Source organism: Pseudomonas brassicacearum subsp. brassicacearum, from assembly GCF_008801605.1.
Classification (GTDB): domain Bacteria; phylum Pseudomonadota; class Gammaproteobacteria; order Pseudomonadales; family Pseudomonadaceae; genus Aquipseudomonas; species Aquipseudomonas brassicacearum.
This window is the reverse complement of the sequence record NZ_VZPJ01000006.1, coordinates 275,149-293,761: the sequence shown is the minus strand read 5'-3', so window position 1 is coordinate 293,761 and position 18,613 is coordinate 275,149. Positions and strand designations below refer to the sequence as shown.

The 18,613-nt window shown below is 63.0% G+C and carries 22 protein-coding genes; 5 read left to right on the top strand and 17 right to left on the bottom strand.

The window, feature by feature from the left end:
- Positions 1-3: 3 nt before the first annotated feature.
- Genes F7R20_RS16485 through F7R20_RS16420 form a run of 14 tightly spaced genes read right to left on the bottom strand, consistent with a single transcriptional unit; the run spans position 4 to position 13,152 of the window.
- Positions 4-1,251, bottom strand: coding sequence for an NAD(P)/FAD-dependent oxidoreductase (locus F7R20_RS16485; RefSeq protein WP_003197022.1), 1,248 nt, complete (start codon positions 1,249-1,251; stop codon positions 4-6).
- Complete coding sequence (locus F7R20_RS16480; protein WP_003197023.1) at positions 1,238-2,395, bottom strand: hypothetical protein; 1,158 nt, start codon at positions 2,393-2,395, stop codon at positions 1,238-1,240. The genes F7R20_RS16485 and F7R20_RS16480 overlap by 14 nt, the downstream gene beginning before the upstream one ends.
- A complete protein-coding gene (locus F7R20_RS16475; protein WP_003197026.1) occupies positions 2,392-4,731 on the bottom strand; it encodes an MMPL family transporter in 2,340 nt (779 codons plus the stop codon). Before F7R20_RS16475 ends, F7R20_RS16480 begins: the two co-directional genes overlap by 4 nt.
- Positions 4,715-5,308, bottom strand: coding sequence for an outer membrane lipoprotein carrier protein LolA (locus tag F7R20_RS16470; protein WP_003197028.1), 594 nt, complete (start codon positions 5,306-5,308; stop codon positions 4,715-4,717). Before F7R20_RS16470 ends, F7R20_RS16475 begins: the two co-directional genes overlap by 17 nt.
- Complete coding sequence (locus F7R20_RS16465) at positions 5,305-5,730, bottom strand: acyl-CoA thioesterase (protein ID WP_003197029.1); 426 nt, start codon at positions 5,728-5,730, stop codon at positions 5,305-5,307. Before F7R20_RS16465 ends, F7R20_RS16470 begins: the two co-directional genes overlap by 4 nt.
- Positions 5,723-7,267: an HAL/PAL/TAL family ammonia-lyase gene (locus F7R20_RS16460; RefSeq protein WP_003197031.1), complete on the bottom strand. Its 1,545-nt coding sequence runs from the start codon at positions 7,265-7,267 to the stop codon at positions 5,723-5,725. Before F7R20_RS16460 ends, F7R20_RS16465 begins: the two co-directional genes overlap by 8 nt.
- On the bottom strand, positions 7,248-8,192 hold the full coding sequence (locus F7R20_RS16455) for an LpxL/LpxP family acyltransferase (protein ID WP_003197033.1): 945 nt from the start codon (positions 8,190-8,192) through the stop codon (positions 7,248-7,250). Before F7R20_RS16455 ends, F7R20_RS16460 begins: the two co-directional genes overlap by 20 nt.
- A complete protein-coding gene (locus tag F7R20_RS16450; protein ID WP_003197035.1) occupies positions 8,189-8,923 on the bottom strand; it encodes a glycosyltransferase family 2 protein in 735 nt (244 codons plus the stop codon). Before F7R20_RS16450 ends, F7R20_RS16455 begins: the two co-directional genes overlap by 4 nt.
- Positions 8,916-10,601 carry an AMP-binding protein gene (locus F7R20_RS16445; RefSeq protein WP_003197036.1) on the bottom strand — a complete coding sequence of 562 codons (1,686 nt, stop codon included), beginning with the start codon at positions 10,599-10,601 and terminating at the stop codon, positions 8,916-8,918. Before F7R20_RS16445 ends, F7R20_RS16450 begins: the two co-directional genes overlap by 8 nt.
- Positions 10,598-11,143, bottom strand: coding sequence for a COG4648 family protein (locus tag F7R20_RS16440; protein ID WP_003197038.1), 546 nt, complete (start codon positions 11,141-11,143; stop codon positions 10,598-10,600). Before F7R20_RS16440 ends, F7R20_RS16445 begins: the two co-directional genes overlap by 4 nt.
- On the bottom strand, positions 11,140-11,394 hold the full coding sequence (locus F7R20_RS16435) for an acyl carrier protein (RefSeq protein ID WP_003197040.1): 255 nt from the start codon (positions 11,392-11,394) through the stop codon (positions 11,140-11,142). The genes F7R20_RS16440 and F7R20_RS16435 overlap by 4 nt, the downstream gene beginning before the upstream one ends.
- Before the next feature lie 9 nt (positions 11,395-11,403).
- Positions 11,404-11,661 (bottom strand): phosphopantetheine-binding protein, encoded by a 258-nt coding sequence (locus tag F7R20_RS16430; RefSeq protein WP_003197042.1) that lies wholly within the window; start codon positions 11,659-11,661, stop codon positions 11,404-11,406.
- The gene (locus tag F7R20_RS16425; protein ID WP_003197044.1) at positions 11,642-12,451 is read right to left on the bottom strand and encodes a lysophospholipid acyltransferase family protein; all 810 of its coding nucleotides are present in this window, start codon (positions 12,449-12,451) and stop codon (positions 11,642-11,644) included. Before F7R20_RS16425 ends, F7R20_RS16430 begins: the two co-directional genes overlap by 20 nt.
- Entirely contained in the window at positions 12,427-13,152 is a 726-nt protein-coding gene (locus tag F7R20_RS16420) for a beta-ketoacyl synthase chain length factor (RefSeq protein WP_033028049.1), read from the bottom strand. The genes F7R20_RS16425 and F7R20_RS16420 overlap by 25 nt, the downstream gene beginning before the upstream one ends.
- A gap of 355 nt (positions 13,153-13,507) precedes the next feature.
- Here F7R20_RS16420 and F7R20_RS16415 point away from each other — a divergent pair, with 355 nt between their 5' ends.
- On the top strand, positions 13,508-14,278 hold the full coding sequence (locus F7R20_RS16415) for a ParA family protein (protein WP_003197050.1): 771 nt from the start codon (positions 13,508-13,510) through the stop codon (positions 14,276-14,278).
- A gap of 149 nt (positions 14,279-14,427) precedes the next feature.
- Here F7R20_RS16415 and trxC read toward each other — a convergent pair whose 3' ends face one another.
- Positions 14,428-14,850 (bottom strand): thioredoxin TrxC, encoded by a 423-nt coding sequence (gene trxC, locus F7R20_RS16410; protein WP_003197051.1) that lies wholly within the window; start codon positions 14,848-14,850, stop codon positions 14,428-14,430.
- A gap of 108 nt (positions 14,851-14,958) precedes the next feature.
- Positions 14,959-15,585, bottom strand: a complete 627-nt coding sequence (ycaC, locus tag F7R20_RS16405; protein WP_003197053.1) for an isochorismate family cysteine hydrolase YcaC — start codon at positions 15,583-15,585, stop codon at positions 14,959-14,961.
- Positions 15,586-15,791: 206 nt separating this feature from the next.
- Here ycaC and F7R20_RS16400 point away from each other — a divergent pair, with 206 nt between their 5' ends.
- From F7R20_RS16400 to F7R20_RS16385, 4 genes are all read left to right on the top strand, one after another.
- On the top strand, positions 15,792-16,697 hold the full coding sequence (locus F7R20_RS16400; protein WP_193384111.1) for a LysR family transcriptional regulator: 906 nt from the start codon (positions 15,792-15,794) through the stop codon (positions 16,695-16,697).
- Positions 16,698-16,948: 251 nt separating this feature from the next.
- Positions 16,949-17,227 carry a hypothetical protein gene (locus tag F7R20_RS16395; RefSeq protein ID WP_003197057.1) on the top strand — a complete coding sequence of 93 codons (279 nt, stop codon included), beginning with the start codon at positions 16,949-16,951 and terminating at the stop codon, positions 17,225-17,227.
- 165 nt (positions 17,228-17,392) lie between these two features.
- Entirely contained in the window at positions 17,393-17,689 is a 297-nt protein-coding gene (locus F7R20_RS16390) for a type II toxin-antitoxin system HigB family toxin (RefSeq protein WP_003197059.1), read from the top strand.
- The gene (locus tag F7R20_RS16385; RefSeq protein WP_003197061.1) at positions 17,686-18,087 is read left to right on the top strand and encodes a helix-turn-helix domain-containing protein; all 402 of its coding nucleotides are present in this window, start codon (positions 17,686-17,688) and stop codon (positions 18,085-18,087) included. Before F7R20_RS16390 ends, F7R20_RS16385 begins: the two co-directional genes overlap by 4 nt.
- A gap of 62 nt (positions 18,088-18,149) precedes the next feature.
- Here F7R20_RS16385 and F7R20_RS16380 read toward each other — a convergent pair whose 3' ends face one another.
- The gene (locus tag F7R20_RS16380; RefSeq protein ID WP_003197063.1) at positions 18,150-18,500 is read right to left on the bottom strand and encodes a DUF6124 family protein; all 351 of its coding nucleotides are present in this window, start codon (positions 18,498-18,500) and stop codon (positions 18,150-18,152) included.
- Positions 18,501-18,613 lie beyond the last annotated feature (113 nt).

Below are 18,613 nucleotides of genomic sequence, written 5' to 3'. Positions count from 1 at the left end.
GACTCATGGCGCCGGGCTCGCGCAGATTTCCGAGAGCATGCGCAGGCGCCGCTTGGGCTCGCTGACAAACGGATTGCGCTGATCCCAGGCGTAGCCTGCCAGGATCGAGCTGATCATGCGGCGGATGTCGTCCGAACCTTCGGTGTAGAAAATCACGTCCTGGAAGGTGCCGGCGTACCAGCCCTCGACATAGCAGCGGAAGGTGTCGACGCCGCGCTTGAGCGGCTCGGCGAACTCGCTTTGCCAATCCACGCTTTCACCTTGCAACTGCCGGTGGAGCACAGCGGCGGCCATGCTCGCCGAGCGCATGGCAATGGTCACGCCGGAGGAAAACACCGGGTCGAGGAATTCCGCAGCGTTGCCCAGCAGGGCGAAGCCTTGGCCGTGCAGGGTCTTGACGTTGGCCGAGTAGCCGCCGATGGTCCGCGCCGGGGTATCCCACACGGCGTTCTGCAGCACGCCGGCCAGGCTTGGGGTTTCATCGATGAAACTGCGCAGGCAGGCATCGAGGTCGTCGGTGCGGCCGGCGAAATGTTCCGCCGCCGCGACCACGCCCACCGAGCAGCGCCCGCCGCTGAACGGAATGGTCCAGAACCACACGTCGCGTTTGCTCGGGTGGGTGGTGATCAGGATCTTTTCTCGATCGAACGCCGGGGCGTCGATGCGATCCTCGATGTGCGTGAACACCGCCTGGCGCACCGGGAAATTCGACGGTGCTTCAAGGTCCAGCAGGCGCGGCAGAACACGGCCATAGCCGCTGGCATCGAGCACGAAGTCGGCCTCGACGCAGTACTCGCTGCCATCTTCGCGCTGCACGCCCAGTCGTGGCTTGGCGAGGCTGAAGTCGGCGCTGGTGATCGCTTGGCCGTAGCGGATCTCCACGCCTTGCAGGGCGGCCTGGTCGGCCAGCAACTTGTCGAAGTCGGCGCGTTGTACCTGGAAGGTCGTGGGTTTGCCATTGCTGAAGGTATCGCCGAAATCGAAGGCGCTGTAGCGCTCGCCCCAGGCAAATGCGGCGCCGTTCTTGCGCTGGAACCCGGCGGCATTCACCGCGTCGAGCATGCCGGCTTCTTCGACGAAATCCAGGCAATGGGACAACAGGCTCTCACCGATGGAGAACCGGGGGAAATGCTGGCGCTCGATGACCAGCACATCGTGGCCCTTGCGCTTGAGCAGCGCGGCTGCGATGGCGCCGGAAGGGCCTGCGCCGATGATGACGACCTGTCGACGTTCCATTTCAACTGTTGGCACTGGAGCTCCTGGCCGGGACGGCAATCGAGGGAATACGGTGGAAACCGGTCACGGCCGGCAGCAATGTGGCGATCAGTCCCATCAGCATCAGCGTGAAGTACAACGCGGGGCTGATGAGCTGTTGTTGCAAGAGCAGATTGAGGAAGACGATTTCACTCAAGCCGCGAATGTTCAGCAGGACACTTTCGCGCCAGCGACTGGCGCCGGCGAATGACGCGGCGGCCCAACCCAGGCCCAGCCAGTTGCCCAGCAGTTTGCTGGCAATGGGCAACAGCAGCAACGCCGTCAATTGCACCCAGTCGAGGCTGCTCATGGCGCTGTGCACGTCGATCTGCACAATGCCGAACGTGAGGATCAGCGGGATCGCCAGGTATGTCTGCAAGCCCTGCATCCAGGCGATATTGAGCGGCAGCCTCAAGGGCACTTTGAGCGCGGCCATGCACAGCAGATAACCAATGCCGACGATCAGTGCATTGAGCCGGTAGTGCTCGGCCACCACCAGCAGGGCAAAGAACACACCGCTGTACAACAATGGCTGGCGCAGGCCAACCAGGCGCAACAGCAACGGCACACAGGCGCCGGCCAACGGCAACAGCAGGCTGCCCAGGTGGAGGCTGCCCTGCGCCAGGCCGAACAGGCTCCAGCAGGCCAGGTCGATCAGGATCGCCGTTTGCACCAGTCGCCGGGTGGCGGCGGGTGGGTAGTCGATGTGACGCAGGTACAGGTACAGCACCGGGATCGCCGTGATCGCAAACAGCAGTCCCACCGCCAGGGAGCTGATCCAGGGCTGGGGCGGCAGCAGCCAGAACGCTGTCGCCAGACCGCAGGCGAATGGAACGACGAAGCTTGGCAGGGCGATTTTCATGCTCTGGCGGTCCAGGCGCAGGTCGATCACGTCGCTGAGGATGTGCCCCAGCAACAGCGCGAACGCGAGGCTGTAGAGGTTCTTTAGCCACACCGGCGATACCAGTTGTACGCCGCTGAGTTGCCAGCCCGGTTCGATCCAGAAATACATCAGCAGCGGCAGGCCGAAGGTCGCCAGCAACAACTGGCTGACAATCGGGATCAACCCGAAGCGAGCGCCCAGGCGTGTGGCGACTGCGAACAGCCCCAGGGCCATGAGCCAGAACAGCAGGGTCATCATTGGGCGGGCTCCGGGACCGTCGCCGCGTGGGCTTGATGTCCCGCCCACGGCGCCAACATGAAGCTGAAGGCCAGCCCCAGGCTCACCGCCAGGCCGAAGTTGCTCACCGCCGGTGTGCTGGACAGCGCCAGCAGGCCGAACGACAGCCAGGTGGTGACCGCCGCCAGGAACGTGCCCAGCAGGCTCACGGCGGCACCGCCGATCTGCTCGCGCATCAGGATCGCGTAGTCGACGCCGATGGCCGTCACCAGCAACAGGCCGAACAGGCTGAACAAGGTCAGTGGCTGTCCCAGCCAGCCGAGGCTCGCCAGGCTGCACAGTGCGGCCAGCAACGGCAATGCCACGATGCGCAAGGCGCCGCCGACACCAAACGGCCAGATCAGCACCAGCACAATCAGCACGCAGGAGGCCAGTTTCAACTCGGCGGCGCTGACCTGCGTGGCGGCGAAGACTCGGTTCAGGTCGCCCAGGCGATCCACCAGTTGTACGCCTGGCAGATCCACCGCCTGTACCCGCAGCAGCGTCGCATCGTTCAAACCTTGCAAGCTGACCACCGCCGCAACGCCTTGCGCTGTTGGTCCGAGCCAGAGTGTGCGATACGGCTCGGCCAACGGACCGACCAGCGCGGCGTCAATGTCGGTCACTGGCAGGGCCTGTAATTGCTCCAGCTCTGCTTGCAGCGCAGCGACCGGGACGCCCAGGTCCAGCAGCGGTTGCCAGAAGGCTGGCAAGCGGGCCAGGGCCTCACGCACTTTCTGCTGTTCGGCGGGCGGACTGACCAGTTGGTTCAGCGACAGGTAGCCCTGGAGCTTTTCCAGGCCGATCAACTGATCCAGCCGCTCGTTGAGGGCGGTCTGGCGCTCCAGCAGTTGGGATTGATCGTCGGCGCGGATCAGGAAGAACTGACTGGTGGGCTGGAAACCGGTGATGCGCGCGATGTCGCGGGCTTCGTCGGTAAGGTGCTGGGGCGTGCCGATCCACTGGCGGATGTCGTTTTTCGTGGTCAGGTGCCAGAGCCCACCCGCGCAGAACGTCAGCAACAACATCAGCAGGACCGGCGTGCGTACCCGTTTCAGCAGGGCTTCGCGGGCCTTGAGCAGGTATTGGCAGACCTGGAGCGGCCATTGGGCGGGGCGCAACTCTGCGCCCTTGAGCAGCGCCGGCAGCAGGCAGACGGCGCTCAGGTAGGCACCCACCAGCCCGGCGGCGGAAAAAATCGCGATCTGGGTCAGGGCCGGGAACGGCGTCCAGGCCAGGGCCAGGTAGCCGATGCAGGTGGTCACAAGGCTCAGGCTCAGCCCCGGCAGGGTCAGGCGCAAGGCCGGCCAGCTGCGCCAGGGCTTCAGGCTCCAGCTCTTGGACAGGTAGTGCAGCGGGTAGTCCACGGCTACGCCAATCAGGCTGGAACCCAGGACCAGGGTCATGACATGCATGCGGCCAAACAAGGCCACGCAGGCCACCGCGCCAAACAGCACGCCCACCAGCACCGGCACGAACGCCAGCCATACGCGCAGGCGCCGGAAGGCCAGCAACAGCAGCAGCAAGATGCCGACGGTCGCGCCACCGCCGACCCAGGTGATTTCCCGGGACGCCTGTTGCTGGCCGCTGGCGGCGTACAGCAGGCCACTGGCCGCCAGCAGTTGACCTTGGGCCTGGTTCGCCTGGTCGCGGCTGCGTTGCAGCAGCTCGGCCACTTGCAGCGGCAGGTTCATGTCGAAGGCGTTGCCCTGGGCGCGGGCCCGCAGCATCACCCAGCTTTTACCGTCGGCATCGGCGACCAACGCACCGCTGCCGATGTCGAACTTTATCGCGCCGCGCTGTGGCTGGCTGTTCTGGATGCGCCCGGTCAGGCCCAGCCAGTCGTCCTGGTTCGGCACCAGGCTGAAGCCGCTGAACGGATCGAACAGAGCCTGCACCCGTTGTTGGATGAATGCCTGGGGCTGCTCGATCAATTGCTCCCGGTCCGCCGCCGAGAGCATCGCCAGCCTCCCGTTGAGCAATTGCGCGCGCAGCGCCGGCAAGTCGGCCTGCAACGTCCATTGCACCTTGTCGAACAGACCGCTGGCCTGCCATTGCTCGCCGAGGGTTTGCGCCAGGGCGATGGCTTGCTGGCGATCGGTGTGACCGACCAGCACCAGCACTTCGCGGTTGAGCGGCTCCTGCATGCGTTGTTCGGCGATGAGCTCCAGGGCATCGGGCGACGTGCCCGGCACCAGCTCCATGAGATTGGCCGACAGCGGCGCGCCGTTACGCCATTGCCAACCGGCGAGCGCGAGCACTGCCAGCAGCAGGATCAGAAACAGCCGGGGCAGCATCCGTTCACTCGGCAAAATCATGTTGCTCCGCTTCGCTCAAGGGTTGTGCGCTGTTGCTGTCCTGCATGCGCAGCACGGTACTGTCGCCTTGGGTTTCCAGCAGTTCGATGCGCTGCACCAGTTCGCCGCCGTCGATGTTGATCTGGTTGAAAACCTGTTTGAGCAGCACCGACCGCGGGGTCAGGGTGAGCTTCCATTGTTGCGGCTCGCCCGACAGGCTCAGTTCGAAATCCCGTTGCAGGCCTGTGCTGTCTCCTTGCAATACCGCCAGGAACAAGCGGTTCTGCTCGGCGCCGGCGCTCTTGTTCGGCAGCATCTGCCAGGCGTTACCGTCTCGCCGGGCGATGCCCTGGGCGGTGATGCGGTAGTCCTGTTGCAGCGGGGTTTGCAGCAGCCACAGCAGCCCGTGGTTTTTCGCCAGCACGAAGCGTCCCTTGCTGGTGAGGGGCTGGGGCAGGGCGCGCAGGTGTTTTTCCTGGATGAACTGCCCGTGGATCACTTCCGGGCGGGCCAGTTGGTCGCTCAACTGTTGCAAGTCGAACGCCTGGGCCACGGGTGCCAGGCAGCACAGCAACAGCCAGGCTGACAGGCGCTTCATGGCAGTTTCCTTTCCACGGCTTCGACAAAGACCCGGGGCGAGGCCAGCAGCATTTCGCGACTGGCGAGGTCCACGGCCACTTGCACCGAACTGGCACGGGTCAAGCGGTCGCCGGTGGTTGCGTCGCTGATCAGGTAATTGATCTTCAGCCGGTTTTCCCACTCCACCAGGCTGGCGCGCACGGTCAGGGCCTGGCCGAACATGGCGCTGCGCACGTAGCGCAGTTGCAGGTCGATGATCGGCCATGCGTGGCCGGATTCGAGCATGTCGTTGTAGTTGTGGCCGATCAGGTCGAGCAAGGCGCAGCGGGCCACTTCCAGGTATTTGACGTAGTGGCCGTGCCAGACCACGTTCATCGAATCGACATCGAAAAATGGCACCACGACCTGCGTGTCGACGTGCAAGACACCTTGGTTACGCATGCAGCCTCCAGTGTTGGTTGGCGATGCGTTGCAGGCACAGGCGCAGTTCACCTTCCAGGGCGCGGTCCTCGATCACTGGCGGGAAATCCTCGGCCAGTTGCTCGTGCATGGCGGCCAGGGCCGGTGGCAGTGGGCGGGCGTCTTCGGCACGGCTGCGCAGCCACACGCCCTGGTTGGCGGCCAGCAAGGTGGCGGCGGCGACTTGTTCGGTCAGCTCCAGTACGCGGATGGCGTCGCGGGCGGCGATGGTGCCCATGCTCACCTTGTCCTGGTTGTGGCACTCGGTGGAACGCGAGAACACGCTGGCCGGCATGGTGTTTTTCAGGGCTTCGGCGGTCCAGGCACTGGTGCCGATCTGCACGGCCTTGAAGCCATGGTTGAGCATCGCCCGGTCGGCGCTGGCGCCGGACAGGTTGCTTGGCAGGCCATGGTTGTAGCGCTCGTCCACCAGCAGCGCGAGCTGGCGGTCCAGCAAGTCGGCGACGTTGGCCACCAGGTTCTTCAGGCTGTCCATGGCGAAGGCGATATGCCCACCGTAGAAATGCCCGCCGTGCAGCACGCGCTCGGCTTCGGCGTCGATGATCGGGTTGTCGTTGGCACTGTTGAGTTCGGTTTCGATGAACGCGCGCAGCCAGCCCAGGCTGTCGGCCAATACCCCAAGCACATGGGGCGCGCAGCGCAGGGAATAGCGGTCCTGCAGGCGATGCAGCGGCGCGGTTGGAGCGTCGATCGCCAGGTCCTTGCGCAGCCACGCGGCGACTTGCATCTGCCCCGGGTGCGGCTTGGCGGCGAACAGGCGTTCGTCGAAGTGTTCCGGGTTGCCTTGCAGGGCGACGACGTTCAGCGCGGTGATGCGCGTCGCCAGTTGCAGCAGGTAGTCGGCGCGGGCGAAGGCCAGGCAGGCCAGGCCGGTCATCACGGCGGTGCCGTTCATCAGCGCCAGGGCCTCCTTGGGCCGCAGCACCAGCGGGGTCCAGTCCAGTTCGCGGTGCACATCGGCGGCCAGGCGCCGTTCGCCACGGAACATCACTTCCCGCTCGCCCGACAGCGTTGCGGCAACGTAGGACAGCGGCGTCAGGTCACCGCTGGCGCCCACCGAGCCTTCTTCCGGAATCAGCGGCAGGATGTCGTGTTCGAGAAAGGCCTGCAGGCGTTCCAGCAGTTCCACCCGCACCCCCGACACGCCGTGGCACAGCGACTGCAGACGCGCCGCCAGCACCGCACGGGTGGCCTGGGCGTCGAGCAGCTTGCCCAGGCCGCAGCCGTGGAACGTGTACAGGTGACGCGGCAGGGCCTCGACGTGGTGCAACGGCACGGCCACCACGCAGGAGTCGCCGTAACCGGTGGTCACGCCGTAGATAACGCCTTCCTTGTCCAGCAAGGAATCGAGGAATTGCGCACCCTTGGCGATGCGCTGGCGGAACGCCGGGTCATCCTGCAACTGCGTCGGTGCCTGACGGTTGGCCAGGGCCAGCACATCTTCGATGCGCAAGGGGCGTTCGCCGAAGGTTACCGGCTCAAGAGTGGGCATCGTCATCGGTCTTCCAGAAAGGGTAAAAGTTGAACCACTGTTGGGGGGCCTGGAGGCAGTATTGCGCCAGACGCTCGGCATAGCGGCCAGCCCAGTGGGCGATCACTTGCTCGCGGTCGTTGCGTTTCCACACCACGGCATCGGCGAAAGGTTCGAGGGTGACGCGATAGCGCCCCTCGTGCTTGAGGCACATCAGCAGGTTGACCGGGCATTTCAGCAGGCCGGCCAGTAGCCAGGGGCCCTGGGGAAAGGCGGCCGGGTGGCCCATGAAGTCCACGGTCACGCTGCGCCCGCCGTGCAGCGGTACGCGGTCGCCGGCAATTGCCAGCCACTCGCCGCGCTCCAGGCGTTCGCTCAACTGCAACATGATCACCGGGTCCAGCTCGCTGACCTGGATCAGCCGCAGATGCGTGGCACCGGCTTCGCCCAGCAAACGGTTGAACTGCTCGGCGTGCTTGGTGTGCACCAGCACGTTCATGGTCACTTTCTCGCCTAGCTCGGCCAGGGCCCGGCACATTTCCAGGTTGCCCAGGTGCGCGCCCACCAGCATTTGCCCGCGGGTGTCTCGCAAGTGATTGCGCAGCAGCGCCTTATCGACGATTTCGATCTGGTCGATGCTCAGCTTGCCGTTCCAGACGTCGAGCTTGTCCAGCAGGGAGTCGGCAAAGGCCATGAACTGCCCGAACACCCGCCAGCGGGTCGGGCGCAGCTCGGGACGTGCGCTCCAGTCGGCCAGGCGCTGCTGATATTGCCAGGCCGCCTGGCGCGCGCTGCGGCCGAAAATGAAGAAGTACAGGACGATGCCGTACAGCACCGGGGTCAGCAAGCGCCGGCCGAGCACCTTGGCGGCGACTGCGGTGAGTTTCATCAGCCAGAAACTGCCGCGCTCCTGGCGGTCGGCCCAATGTTGCTTGTCTTGCTGAAGGCTCATGCCCGCCACCGTCGCCAGAGAATCAGGGGAAAGCGCACGAGCATGCCGAAGAACAACCGGGTGTGCATGCTGGAAATCAGCACGTTGTCGTGGAACAGGCGAAAGTGCGAGACCCCGTCCTGGGGGTAGTGGACCCGCGTGTGCAGCCAGTGCATCGGCTGATTGCGCCAGGCCAGGCGCACGAGGATGTCCGAATCGAAATCCATGCGCTTGCCGATATTGGCCGAGTCGATCAGCGCCAGGGTCGGTGCCAGCGGATAGACCCGAAAGCCGCACATGGAGTCGCGGATTTGCAAGGACAGGCTGTTGATCCAGACCATCACGTGGGTCAGGTAGCGCGCGTACAGGCGACCTTTCGGCACGCTGGCGTCGTAGCGCGGATAACCACAGATCACCGCGTCCGGGTGGGCACGGGATTGTTCGATGAAGACTTTCACGTCGCCTAGATCGTGCTGCCCGTCGGCGTCCACCTGCAAGGCGTGGCTGAAACCCAGGCGCGAAGCCTCGCGCAGGCCGGTCATTACCGCGCCGCCCTTGCCCTGGTTGACCGCCAGCCTGACCAGATGAACCCGCTCGCCCTCGGCCAGCCGATCGAGCACGGCGGCACACGCCGGGCTGCTGGCGTCATCCACCAGCACGCAGGGCAGGCCGTTGGCGAGCAACGCCTGGACCACCGTCGAGATGGCGGTTTCATGGTTGTAGACCGGTATGACGGCGCAGGGGTTATGCATGCTCATCCCTTTCCCCCAGCACAATCCGCCCGCTGGAGCAGGCCGCCGTGTCATTGCGGTAGGCGAAGTACAGCTTGCCGCGCTCGCGGTCGAAGCGCAGGTGCAGTTGGATTTCATCGCCGGGGCGCACCAGTTGCTGGAATTTCAGCACTTCCATGCCGACAAACCGGGGCGGCAGGTCCAGCAATTGACGGCCCAGGCTCAAGGCCCAATCGACCTGCACCACGCCCGGCAGTACCGGCGCGGTGGGGAAGTGGCCGCTGAAGTACGCCAGGTCTGGCGGCACGACCAGTTGCAGGCTCCACTCACCGTCGGTTTCGACGTGTTCCAACACTTCGGGAACCTTGGGCCGTGGCGCCATCAGCAGCGCCTCGACTTCGGCCTGGGGCAGCTTGCCCTGGGGGTTGAGCGGCAACTGCCGCAACCAGCGCCAGCGCCGTGGCAGGGCGAGGGTTTCGCAATGTTCGCTCAGGTGCCGGCGCAGGCCTTCGGTAACGGCGCGCCGGCCCTGGTTGCGCAAGGCTCGCAGGCCGGCGTCGCTCAGCACCAGCAGTGCGCCGAGGGAGGCGCGGTTCTCCTGCACCACCCCCAGCCGCGCTTCGCTGACCCAGTCGTGGGCCACCAGCGCTTGTTCGAGCATCGGCAGGGAGATGCGTTTTTCTTCGAGCTTGACGATACGGTCCAGTCGCCCGAGCAACTCAAAGCGCCCATCTTCGGCGATTCGTGCCGCGTCGGCGGTGTGTTCCACATGCCCGGCCGGCAGATAGGGCGAGGCGATCAGCAAGGCGCCGTCGCTGTCCTGGCTCAGTTCGACGTCGGCAAAGGGTTGCCACAATCCGCTGCCCTGGCGCCAGGCGATGCCGCCGGTTTCCGAACTGCCGAAAATTTCCGTCGGCCATTGCCCCAGGCGCTGCTGCAAGCTTTGCGCTGCCTCGGGGGGCAAGGCGCCGCCAGAGGAGAACACCCGGCGCACGCAGCTCAAGGCCGGCCAATCGAGGTTGTCGCCCATGCGCTTGAGCAGTGCCGGGCTGGCGACCCAGGCGAAGGTCGGTTGCTCGCGGCTGGCGCGTTGCAGGTCTTCCGGGAAGGCCAATTGCCGACGCACGAACGCACGCCCGGCGCACAGCGGCCACAGCACCCGGAACAGCAACCCGTAGATGTGCTGGGTAGCAACGCTGCCGATCATGCAGGCCGGGCCCAGGTCGGCGCCCCACAGGTGTTCCAGGGCCTGGACCTCGTTGCTTAACTGGCGCAGGGTTTTCTCGATGCGCTTGGGCTCGCCGCTGGAGCCGGAGGTGCACAGGCTCAGCCAGCAGTGATCGAGGTCCAGTTCGGCGGCGTCCATCGGCGCCTGTTGCAAGTTGCCGGGATGTGTATCGCCGGGCTGGTCGGTCAGCCACAGGTCCACGTCCGCCGCCCAGCGCTGGCGTGTCTGCGCTTGCAGGTCGGCCGGAAGCAGGACTCGGACCCCGGCGCGCCAGGCACCGAGCAGGGCGACGGCGAGGTCGGCGGCATCTTCCAGGTGCACCGCCACATGCCGCACGCCCCGAGCTTGCAGGCCAGCCGCCAGGCGCAACGCCGCGTCCCGCAGTTGCGAGTGATTCAGCGCCGGATCGACCGCAACGGCGCGTTCCGGCTGAGCCTTGAGCAGCATCTGCTCAAGTGTTATCCAATTCATGGGCGGCCTCTTACCCGTTGTCGTATGAGCCATTCAATGGCAAACAGCAGCCCCATCAATCCGTAGGAAATCAGGCCGGTGTACAACATCCACCAGCTCAGCGGCGCCCAGAGGGTCAGGGCGGCGGCGAGCAAACCGTTACATAGGAAAAACACACTCCAGGCCACCGTGACCTGGCGCGTATACACCACCGCCTTGGCCGGCAGCTGCGGTTCGCGCAGGCGGGCCAGGCGTTCGATCATCGGCGGGCCGTATTTCAGGCTCAGCACGAACAGCCCGAACATGAACGCGCTGATCAGCACCGGGTACCAGCGCAGCAGGAGCGGGCTGTCGAACAGCGCGAGCAATATACAAAACACGATTGCCGTGGCCGCCATCCAGCGGCTGCCGGCCCCACCCTTGCCAAGCAACGCCCGGGCCAGCCACAGGCTACCCAGCAGCAGCCCGAACTGCCACGGGGCGAAGTGCTCCATGCCGAAATACACCGCAAAGGGGTAGAGCAGGCCCGCCAGCAGCAAGCCGAGGCCAATCAGCCGGGTCATGCGGCCGGTTGAACCAGTCGATAAACTGCCTCGACCACGTCATTGACGGTGCGCACCGACTTGAATTCTTCGGCGGCGATTTTCTTGCCGGTCTGGCGCTTGATGTGGTCGATCAGGTCGACCGCGTCGATGCTGTCGATTTCCAGGTCCTGGTACAGGTTCGATTCCAGCGTCACACGCTCAGGGTCCAGCTCGAAAAGCTCGACCAGAGCATCGCGCAGGGTGTGGAAAATATCGTCACGAGTTTGCATGATCCGGTCTCAGGGGCGTTTTGCAGTGACGAAGGCCGCAAGGCTTGCCACATTGCTGAAATGGTTACGGGTGTCCTTGGCGTCGGCGTCTATCTTGATGCCGTACTTCTTCTGGATCGCCAGGCCTAGTTCCAGGGCATCCACAGAGTCCAGGCCCAAGCCTTCGCCGAACAGGGTCTGATGGTCGCCGATGTCATCGACTTCAATGTCTTCCAGGCCGAGCGCTTCGATGATCAGCTGTTTGATGTCACGGTGCAGATCGCTCATCTTCGGCGAGCTCCTTGATGTAATAGTGATGCAGAAAATCGTTGAGCCTGCGCGAAGCCTGGGGTGGCGGGCCGAGCGCGGCGAACGCCTGTGGGTCTATATCGGCCCCGACGTGAAAACTGAAGTGCACGCGGCGCTGGGGGATGCGATACCAGGGTTCAGCCTTGGTCAGGGTCGTGGGGCAGACCTTGATCGTGACGGGTGTGAGGATTTTCGCACCCCGCAGGGCGATGGCCGCCGCCCCCCGATGAAAGGCCGGCACCTGGCCTGGCTGGGTGCGCGTCCCTTCGGGGAAGACGATCAGCGTCTGGCCCTCTTGCAGGGCGTCGCTGGCGGCATCGAGCATGTCCATGCTGCCGTCGTTGCTGATGTATTGGGTCGAATGCAACGGGCCCCGGGTAAAGGGGTTGTCCCAGAGGCTTTGCTTGACCACGCAGTTGGCGTCGCGCACCAGCCCGATCAGGAACACCACGTCGATCAGCGACGGGTGGTTGGCAATGATCATCTGCCCGGGGCGCCCGAGTCGTTCGGCGCCATCGATTTTGTAGGTGAGCACGCCGGTGCGGGCCATGAACCGGATAAAGAACCAGAACAACCGCCCGACCGTGCGGCGCGCCCTTTGGCGGTGGGCCTGGGCATCGCCGGGCCACCAGGCCAGCAGCGGGAACACCAGCAAACGCAGGCACAGCCCGCCCAGCCCGAACAGGGCGAAGCTTGCAGCGGTCGCGATCAGGCGCCAGTAATAGGCGTCGCGATGTTTCCCGGTCACCGGTTGCGTTGCCAGGTCCATACACGATTCTTCCAGGCATGTTGGCAGGTGGTTCTGTCGTCCAGCAGCGTACGCAATAGATCCAGGGCATGGGGCCAGTCGCTGCCCGGCGATTGGCCGGCCTGCGCGCACAGGTCCAGTTGCCAGTCATCGCCCGGGGTCAGCAGCAGGCCCATGGCATAGGGAAACGGCACGTCATCGACCCACGGTGCATAGACTTGCGGAGGTTGTTCTTCGGTGATCACCAGCAGCACCGCAGGCGACCCTTCGTTCAACAGCGCGACGGCCTCCAGCACGCCGTGTTCCAGGCCATCGCCAGTGGCGGCCAGGGCGGTCATTTCGCTGGTTTCGCCGCGCATGATCGACCACAGGCCAATCACCGCGTTGTGCACCGACAGACTGAATTGGGTCGGCGACAAAGGCTGGTCGGCTGCCAGGTCCTTGAGAATCTCAAAAGTGCGCGGGGTTTCGCCGTGGCGGGAAATAAAGACCAACGGTAGGTCCGGCCGGCCCTCGGCCAGCGGCCAGCCAACACTGAAGGCCATCCGCGCCAGGCGGCTGAGGCGCCGGCGCTGCATGGCCGGCAGGAACGAAACGTCAGGGGCGGCATCGCTGGCCGGCAATACGACCGGCTGTCGGCTCCATGCCTGCCAATCGTCCACGCTTTCGAGCCCAGGGGCCCATGCGCGCCATTGGGCGATATTGAAATTGATCACAAAAATTCATCCCACCCCTGCGGGCTTTTATTGTCACGGTTCAGTGGCTTGACCCGCGTCCATCCCTGCATGGTCTTGAGACCCAAGTGGCGCGCATTATCCCGGTGCGACTGGCTTGTAGCAAATATTGGTTACATTTTGCCCAACGAAATGTACGAGTTGGTCCGCTCAAGGCCAGGCTTGGACCATTGTCGCGATCATCATGAGCCTGTCTGTCGGTTGTTTCTGTCACGGTCTGGACGAATTGACGCCTGAATCGTTGGAAAAGCCACTGTTGCTTGTAGTCCTTCTACGCAGAAGGTAGCTAAGCGGTGTCGCTGCCTACTACACTCGGGAATCTTTGATACACGGAGGTTTTGACATGCGGCGTGTGGTGTTCAATCAGAAAGGTGGCGTGGGCAAATCCAGTATCGCCTGCAATCTGGCGGCAGTGAGCGCCAGCGAAGGCTATCGCACGCTGTTGGTGGACCTGGATGCCCAGGCCAACTCCACTCAATACCTGACTGGTTTGACCGGCGATGACATTCCCATGGGCATTGCCGACTTCTTCAAGCAAACCCTGTCGTCCGGGCCGTTCTCGAAAAAGAACAAGGTGGATATCTACGAAACGCCGTTCGACAACCTGCACGTGATCACCGCCACGGCGGAGCTGACGGATCTGCAGCCCAAGCTTGAGGCCAAGCACAAGATCAACAAGCTGCGCAAACTGCTTGAAGAGCTGGAGGAAGATTACGACCGGATTTACCTGGACACCCCGCCCGCACTGAATTTCTATGCGGTTTCAGCATTGATCGCCGCCGATCGGGTACTGATCCCCTTCGACTGCGACAGCTTCTCCAGGCAGGCGCTGTATGGCCTGCTGGCGGAAATCGAAGAGCTCAAGGACGACCATAACGAAGGCCTGGAAGTCGAAGGCATCGTGGTCAACCAGTTCCAGGCCCGGGCCAGCCTGCCGCAGCAGATTCTCGACGAACTGATCGCCGAAGGGCTGCCGGTATTGCCGGTGTACCTGAGCAGTTCGGTGCGCATGCGCGAATCCCACCAGGCCAGCCTGCCGCTGATCCACCTCGACCCACGGCACAAGCTGACCTTGCAGTTCATGGAGCTGCATAGCCTGCTGGAAAGCGCCTGATCTGGCCTGTGTAAAACCAATGTGGGAGCAACTGTGTGGGAGCAAGGCTTGCCCGCGATGAAAACGCCGCGGTCTCTTGAGGACCGCAGCGCCTGGATCGCGAGCAAGCTTTGCTCCCACAAAGCCCGCTCCCGCATGAGCGATTTGATTCAAATCCCCTGGCTGCGCAACCAAGCCATCAACTGCGGCAACGGCAGCGCCCCACTCTGGCGCGCCACTTCCCGGCCGTTCTTGAACAGGATCAGGCTGGGAATCGAGCGGATTCCCAGCTGCGCCGATAATTGCTGGTTGGCCTCGCTGTCGAGCTTGGCCAAGCGGCATTTGCCCGACAGCTGCGTAGCGGCTTGTTCGAACACGGGCGCGAAGGACTTGCACGGCCCACACCAATCGGCCCATACATCCACCAGCAATGGCAGGTCGCCTTTGATCTGGCTGGCGTAGTCGCCTTGCTTGAGTTCGAACGGTTTGCTCAATAACACCTGGGCCTTGCAGCGCCCGCACTTGGGCTGGTCGCCCAGGCGTTCGGCGGGTATGCGATTGAGCCCGTTGCAATGGGGGCAGGGGATCAGCATCAGGTCAGTCTCCAGAAAATCATGGGTACAGATTGAACACTATATAGAAACCACCACAAAAACTTGTGGGAGCGAGCTCGCTCCCACAGGGGTAAATCGGTGTGGCTGTTATTTGGCGTTGGTCAGCGTGTTGTAGCTGGTCATCAGGTTGCGGTAGTCCGGGATGTGGTTGGAGAACAACGTCGCCAGCCCTTCCACGTCGTTGCGCCAGTCGCGGTGCAGTTCACAAGCCAGGCCGAACCAGGTCATCAACTGAGCACCCGAGGACGACATGCGGTCCCAGGCCGATTGACGGGTCAGTTCGTTGAACGTGCCGGACGCATCGGTAACCACGAACACGTCGAAACCTTCGGCCAGGGCCGACAGTGCCGGGAAGGCCACGCAGACTTCAGTAACCACACCAGCGATGATCAGTTGCTTCTTGCCGGTGGCCTTGATGGCCTTGACGAAATCTTCGTTGTCCCAGGCGTTGATCTGGCCGGGGCGAGCGATGTACGGCGCGTCCGGGAACAGGCTCTTGAGCTCGGGCATCAACGGGCCGTTGGGGCCGGTTTCGAAGCTGGTGGTGAGGATGGTCGGCAGCTGGAAGTACTTCGCCAGATCGGCCAGGGCCAGCACGTTGTTCTTGAAACGGTCCGGGTCGATGTCGCGCACCAGGGACAGCAGGCCGGCTTGATGGTCCACCAGCAGGACGGCGGCGTTATCTTTGTCGAGACGGTTGTAGGAAGTGGTCATGGCGTAGTCCTCATTAAGTTTTGGTTGCCGAAGGTGTCGGCGTGGTTAAGGTTTTCAATGTCGGTGTAGCGATGTTCGGTGACTCATCCGGTCGAAGCGCCCCGGCTTCAACCCGTGTTGCGTTTCGATGGGTGTAGATTAAAACTGGCACCTTTGATGCGCTAGACTGCAAAAATCCGCCTTAGCGTTCTATTTGGAGAACGATCATCGAAGACCTCAACACGCTTTACTACTTCACCCAGGTGGTCGAGCACCGTGGGTTCGCCGCTGCGGGCCGGGCGCTGGACATGCCAAAGTCCAAGCTCAGCCGGCGTATCGCCCAGTTGGAAGATCGGCTCGGGGTACGCTTGCTCCATCGCACCAGCCGCCACTGCACATTGACGGAGATCGGCCAGGCCTATTACCAGCGCTGCCTGGCGATGCGGGTCGAAGCCGAGAGTGCAGCGGAAGTGATCGAGCGCAATCGCTCCGAGCCCCAAGGGCTGGTGCGCATCAGTTGCCCGACGGCACTGCTCAACAGTTGGGTCGGGCCGATGCTGACCCGCTATATGCTCAAGTATCCGCGGGTGGAGTTGTTCATCGAGAGCACCAACCGCCGGGTGGACCTGATCCATGAAGGGTTCGATATCGCCTTGCGGGTACGCTTTCCGCCGCTGGAAAACACCGACATGGTCATGAAAGTGCTGAGCAACAGTACCCAGTGCCTGGTGGGCAGTCCGGCTTACCTGGAGCGCTTGTCTTCACCGGCTTCCCCGGCAGACCTCAACGGCTTGCCCAGCGTGCATTGGGGCGCGGCGCAGCGTGAATACCAGTGGGAATTGTTCGGCCCGGACGGCACCCGTGCGCTGATCCGCCATGAACCGCGCATGGTCACCGACGACCTGCTCGCCCTGCGTCACGCCGTGCTGGCCGGCATTGGCATTGCCCATCTGCCCACCGTGGTGGTCCGCGAAGACATAGCGGCCGGCCGGCTGGTGGAGCTGGTGCCGGGCTGGACACCCAAGTGCGGGATCGTCCATGCGATCTTTGCTTCACGACGCGGGTTGCTGCCGTCGGTGCGTACGCTGATTGATTTTCTGGCCGAGGAATTCAGTCAGAGTGATATGGCGTAGGGCAGACTCCCTTGAGTGAGCGTGCTTCTGTGGGAGCTGAGCTTGCTCGCGATGAACGATAACGCGGTCTTCCGGTAGGTCGAGGGTGCCTTCATCGCGAGCAAGCTCAGCTCCCACAGGCTGTTCACCGACCTTCCTTCCGGGGTTCGCCAAAGTTATCCAAGGCTGCCATTCATCAGGTGCGCCGCACTGAAAAGGTGTCACGGCCTCAAAAAGACACCACGTATCTGTTTGCAGACTCAGGAGGTCCCATGAGCCATCCTCAAGACCCAGCCACTCCCCAGGCAGTGGACAACCCCAACGACGACGGCTTCGTCCTCGGCACCGCCGGTCGCGACGAAGACCCCAACGCCGCCCCTTCTTATGCCATCGATCGTCGCCACGACCGGGACGAACTGACCCCTGAAGACGCCCGCGGCATGCCCGGCTATCCCGAGGAAAAGCCAGCGGCCAAACCCAAGGAGAAGGGGGGTGAAGAGGCAGAGCCGGGGATCGAGACGCCTGAGCAGGGGAACGATAAGGTTGGATGAGCAGGACTCATATCTGCTCACATTTCTTACCGAGGCCTAAAGCTTTTGGCGACTAGGCTGGAAACCAGCAAGAGCTAACCATTTGTCTAATTGGCGCTATCGCAATTTGCGATGCGCCAGATTTGTGTTTAACTTCCCCATAGCAAAATGCGATAAGGACGTTGCATGCATGTGATCACTGAGAAACGCATTTGGGAGGCCAAGGATAAATGGCCACATTCAGCGAATGCGTTGGATCAATGGTATCGGCTGATCAAGCGCAATAGTCCGGCTGATTTCGCGGCGATGAAATCCATATTTCCGGCAACCGATAAGGTCGGTCCGCTGCATGTGTTTGACATCGGTGGAAACAAGTTGCGGCTGATTGCGGTGATTCGATACCGAGCGCAGCGTCTGTATATCAAATGCGTGCTTGACCATCGGGAATACGACAGAGGCAAGTGGAAGGAGGAAAAGGGATGAGTGCACTGATCGAACAAGTCGCCGCCCATTGGGAGTTTGTGTCGCCCCTGCTGCGTAAGCCCAGGAGCGAAGAGGATTACGACCGGTTGGTTGCAGCGCTCGATGAATTGTTGGAGTTGGTTGGCGAAGAAGAAGCCCATCCGCTGATGAGCCTGGTGGACATCATCGGTGAATGGATCGAGGCCTGGGATCATCAACACCGGCCGATGCCCAAGGCCACTGGTGTTGAGGCGCTTCGTTATCTGATGCGCGAACACGGTTTGAGCCAGAGCGATTTGCCGGGCATAGGCGCCCAGTCGGTGGTATCGGAGATATTGAGCGGCAAGCGCCAGCTCAATTTAAGGCAGATCCGCTGGTTGGCGGAGCGCTTCGGCGTATCGGTTGAGACCTTTATTTGATGGCTTGGCGCGGCGCACTAACTGCGGCGAGGGAGCTTGCTCCCGCGCCACAGGGGGAGGCGCTATGTCGGCTGGCGGGGCTCGACATTGTCCAGTGCCCGGTTCGCCAATAAGCTGCTCAGTTCGATCAACTGCTGAACGCCCATGGCAACGTGCCGCCTGGAGCCTTTCAGATCGAATGCCAGGTCACTGATCATGGCGTTGGCCGAAGCCAGGTTTTCGCTGAGATTGGCGAGCAAGGTTTCGGTGTCGACGCCATTGACGACGGTGAACAGTTGGCTTGGATCAGCCTCGGGTTTGCTGGGTTTTGGGTTGAGGTAGTAGTCGAGGACGCGGTCAGCCGTTTCGTCGAATTCTTTTGAGTTTGGGTGGCCTGCATCGGTATCTGGCGGGTTGGGGGTTGCTTTGAACATGGTGAATCTCCGTGATTGGTTGAGCCACCACGACCTATCGCTAAACAAGTAAAGGTGGCGGCTGTACGCAGGTTAGCGATCCGGGTCACAGAAACCCCGGGTAGACCAGAAGG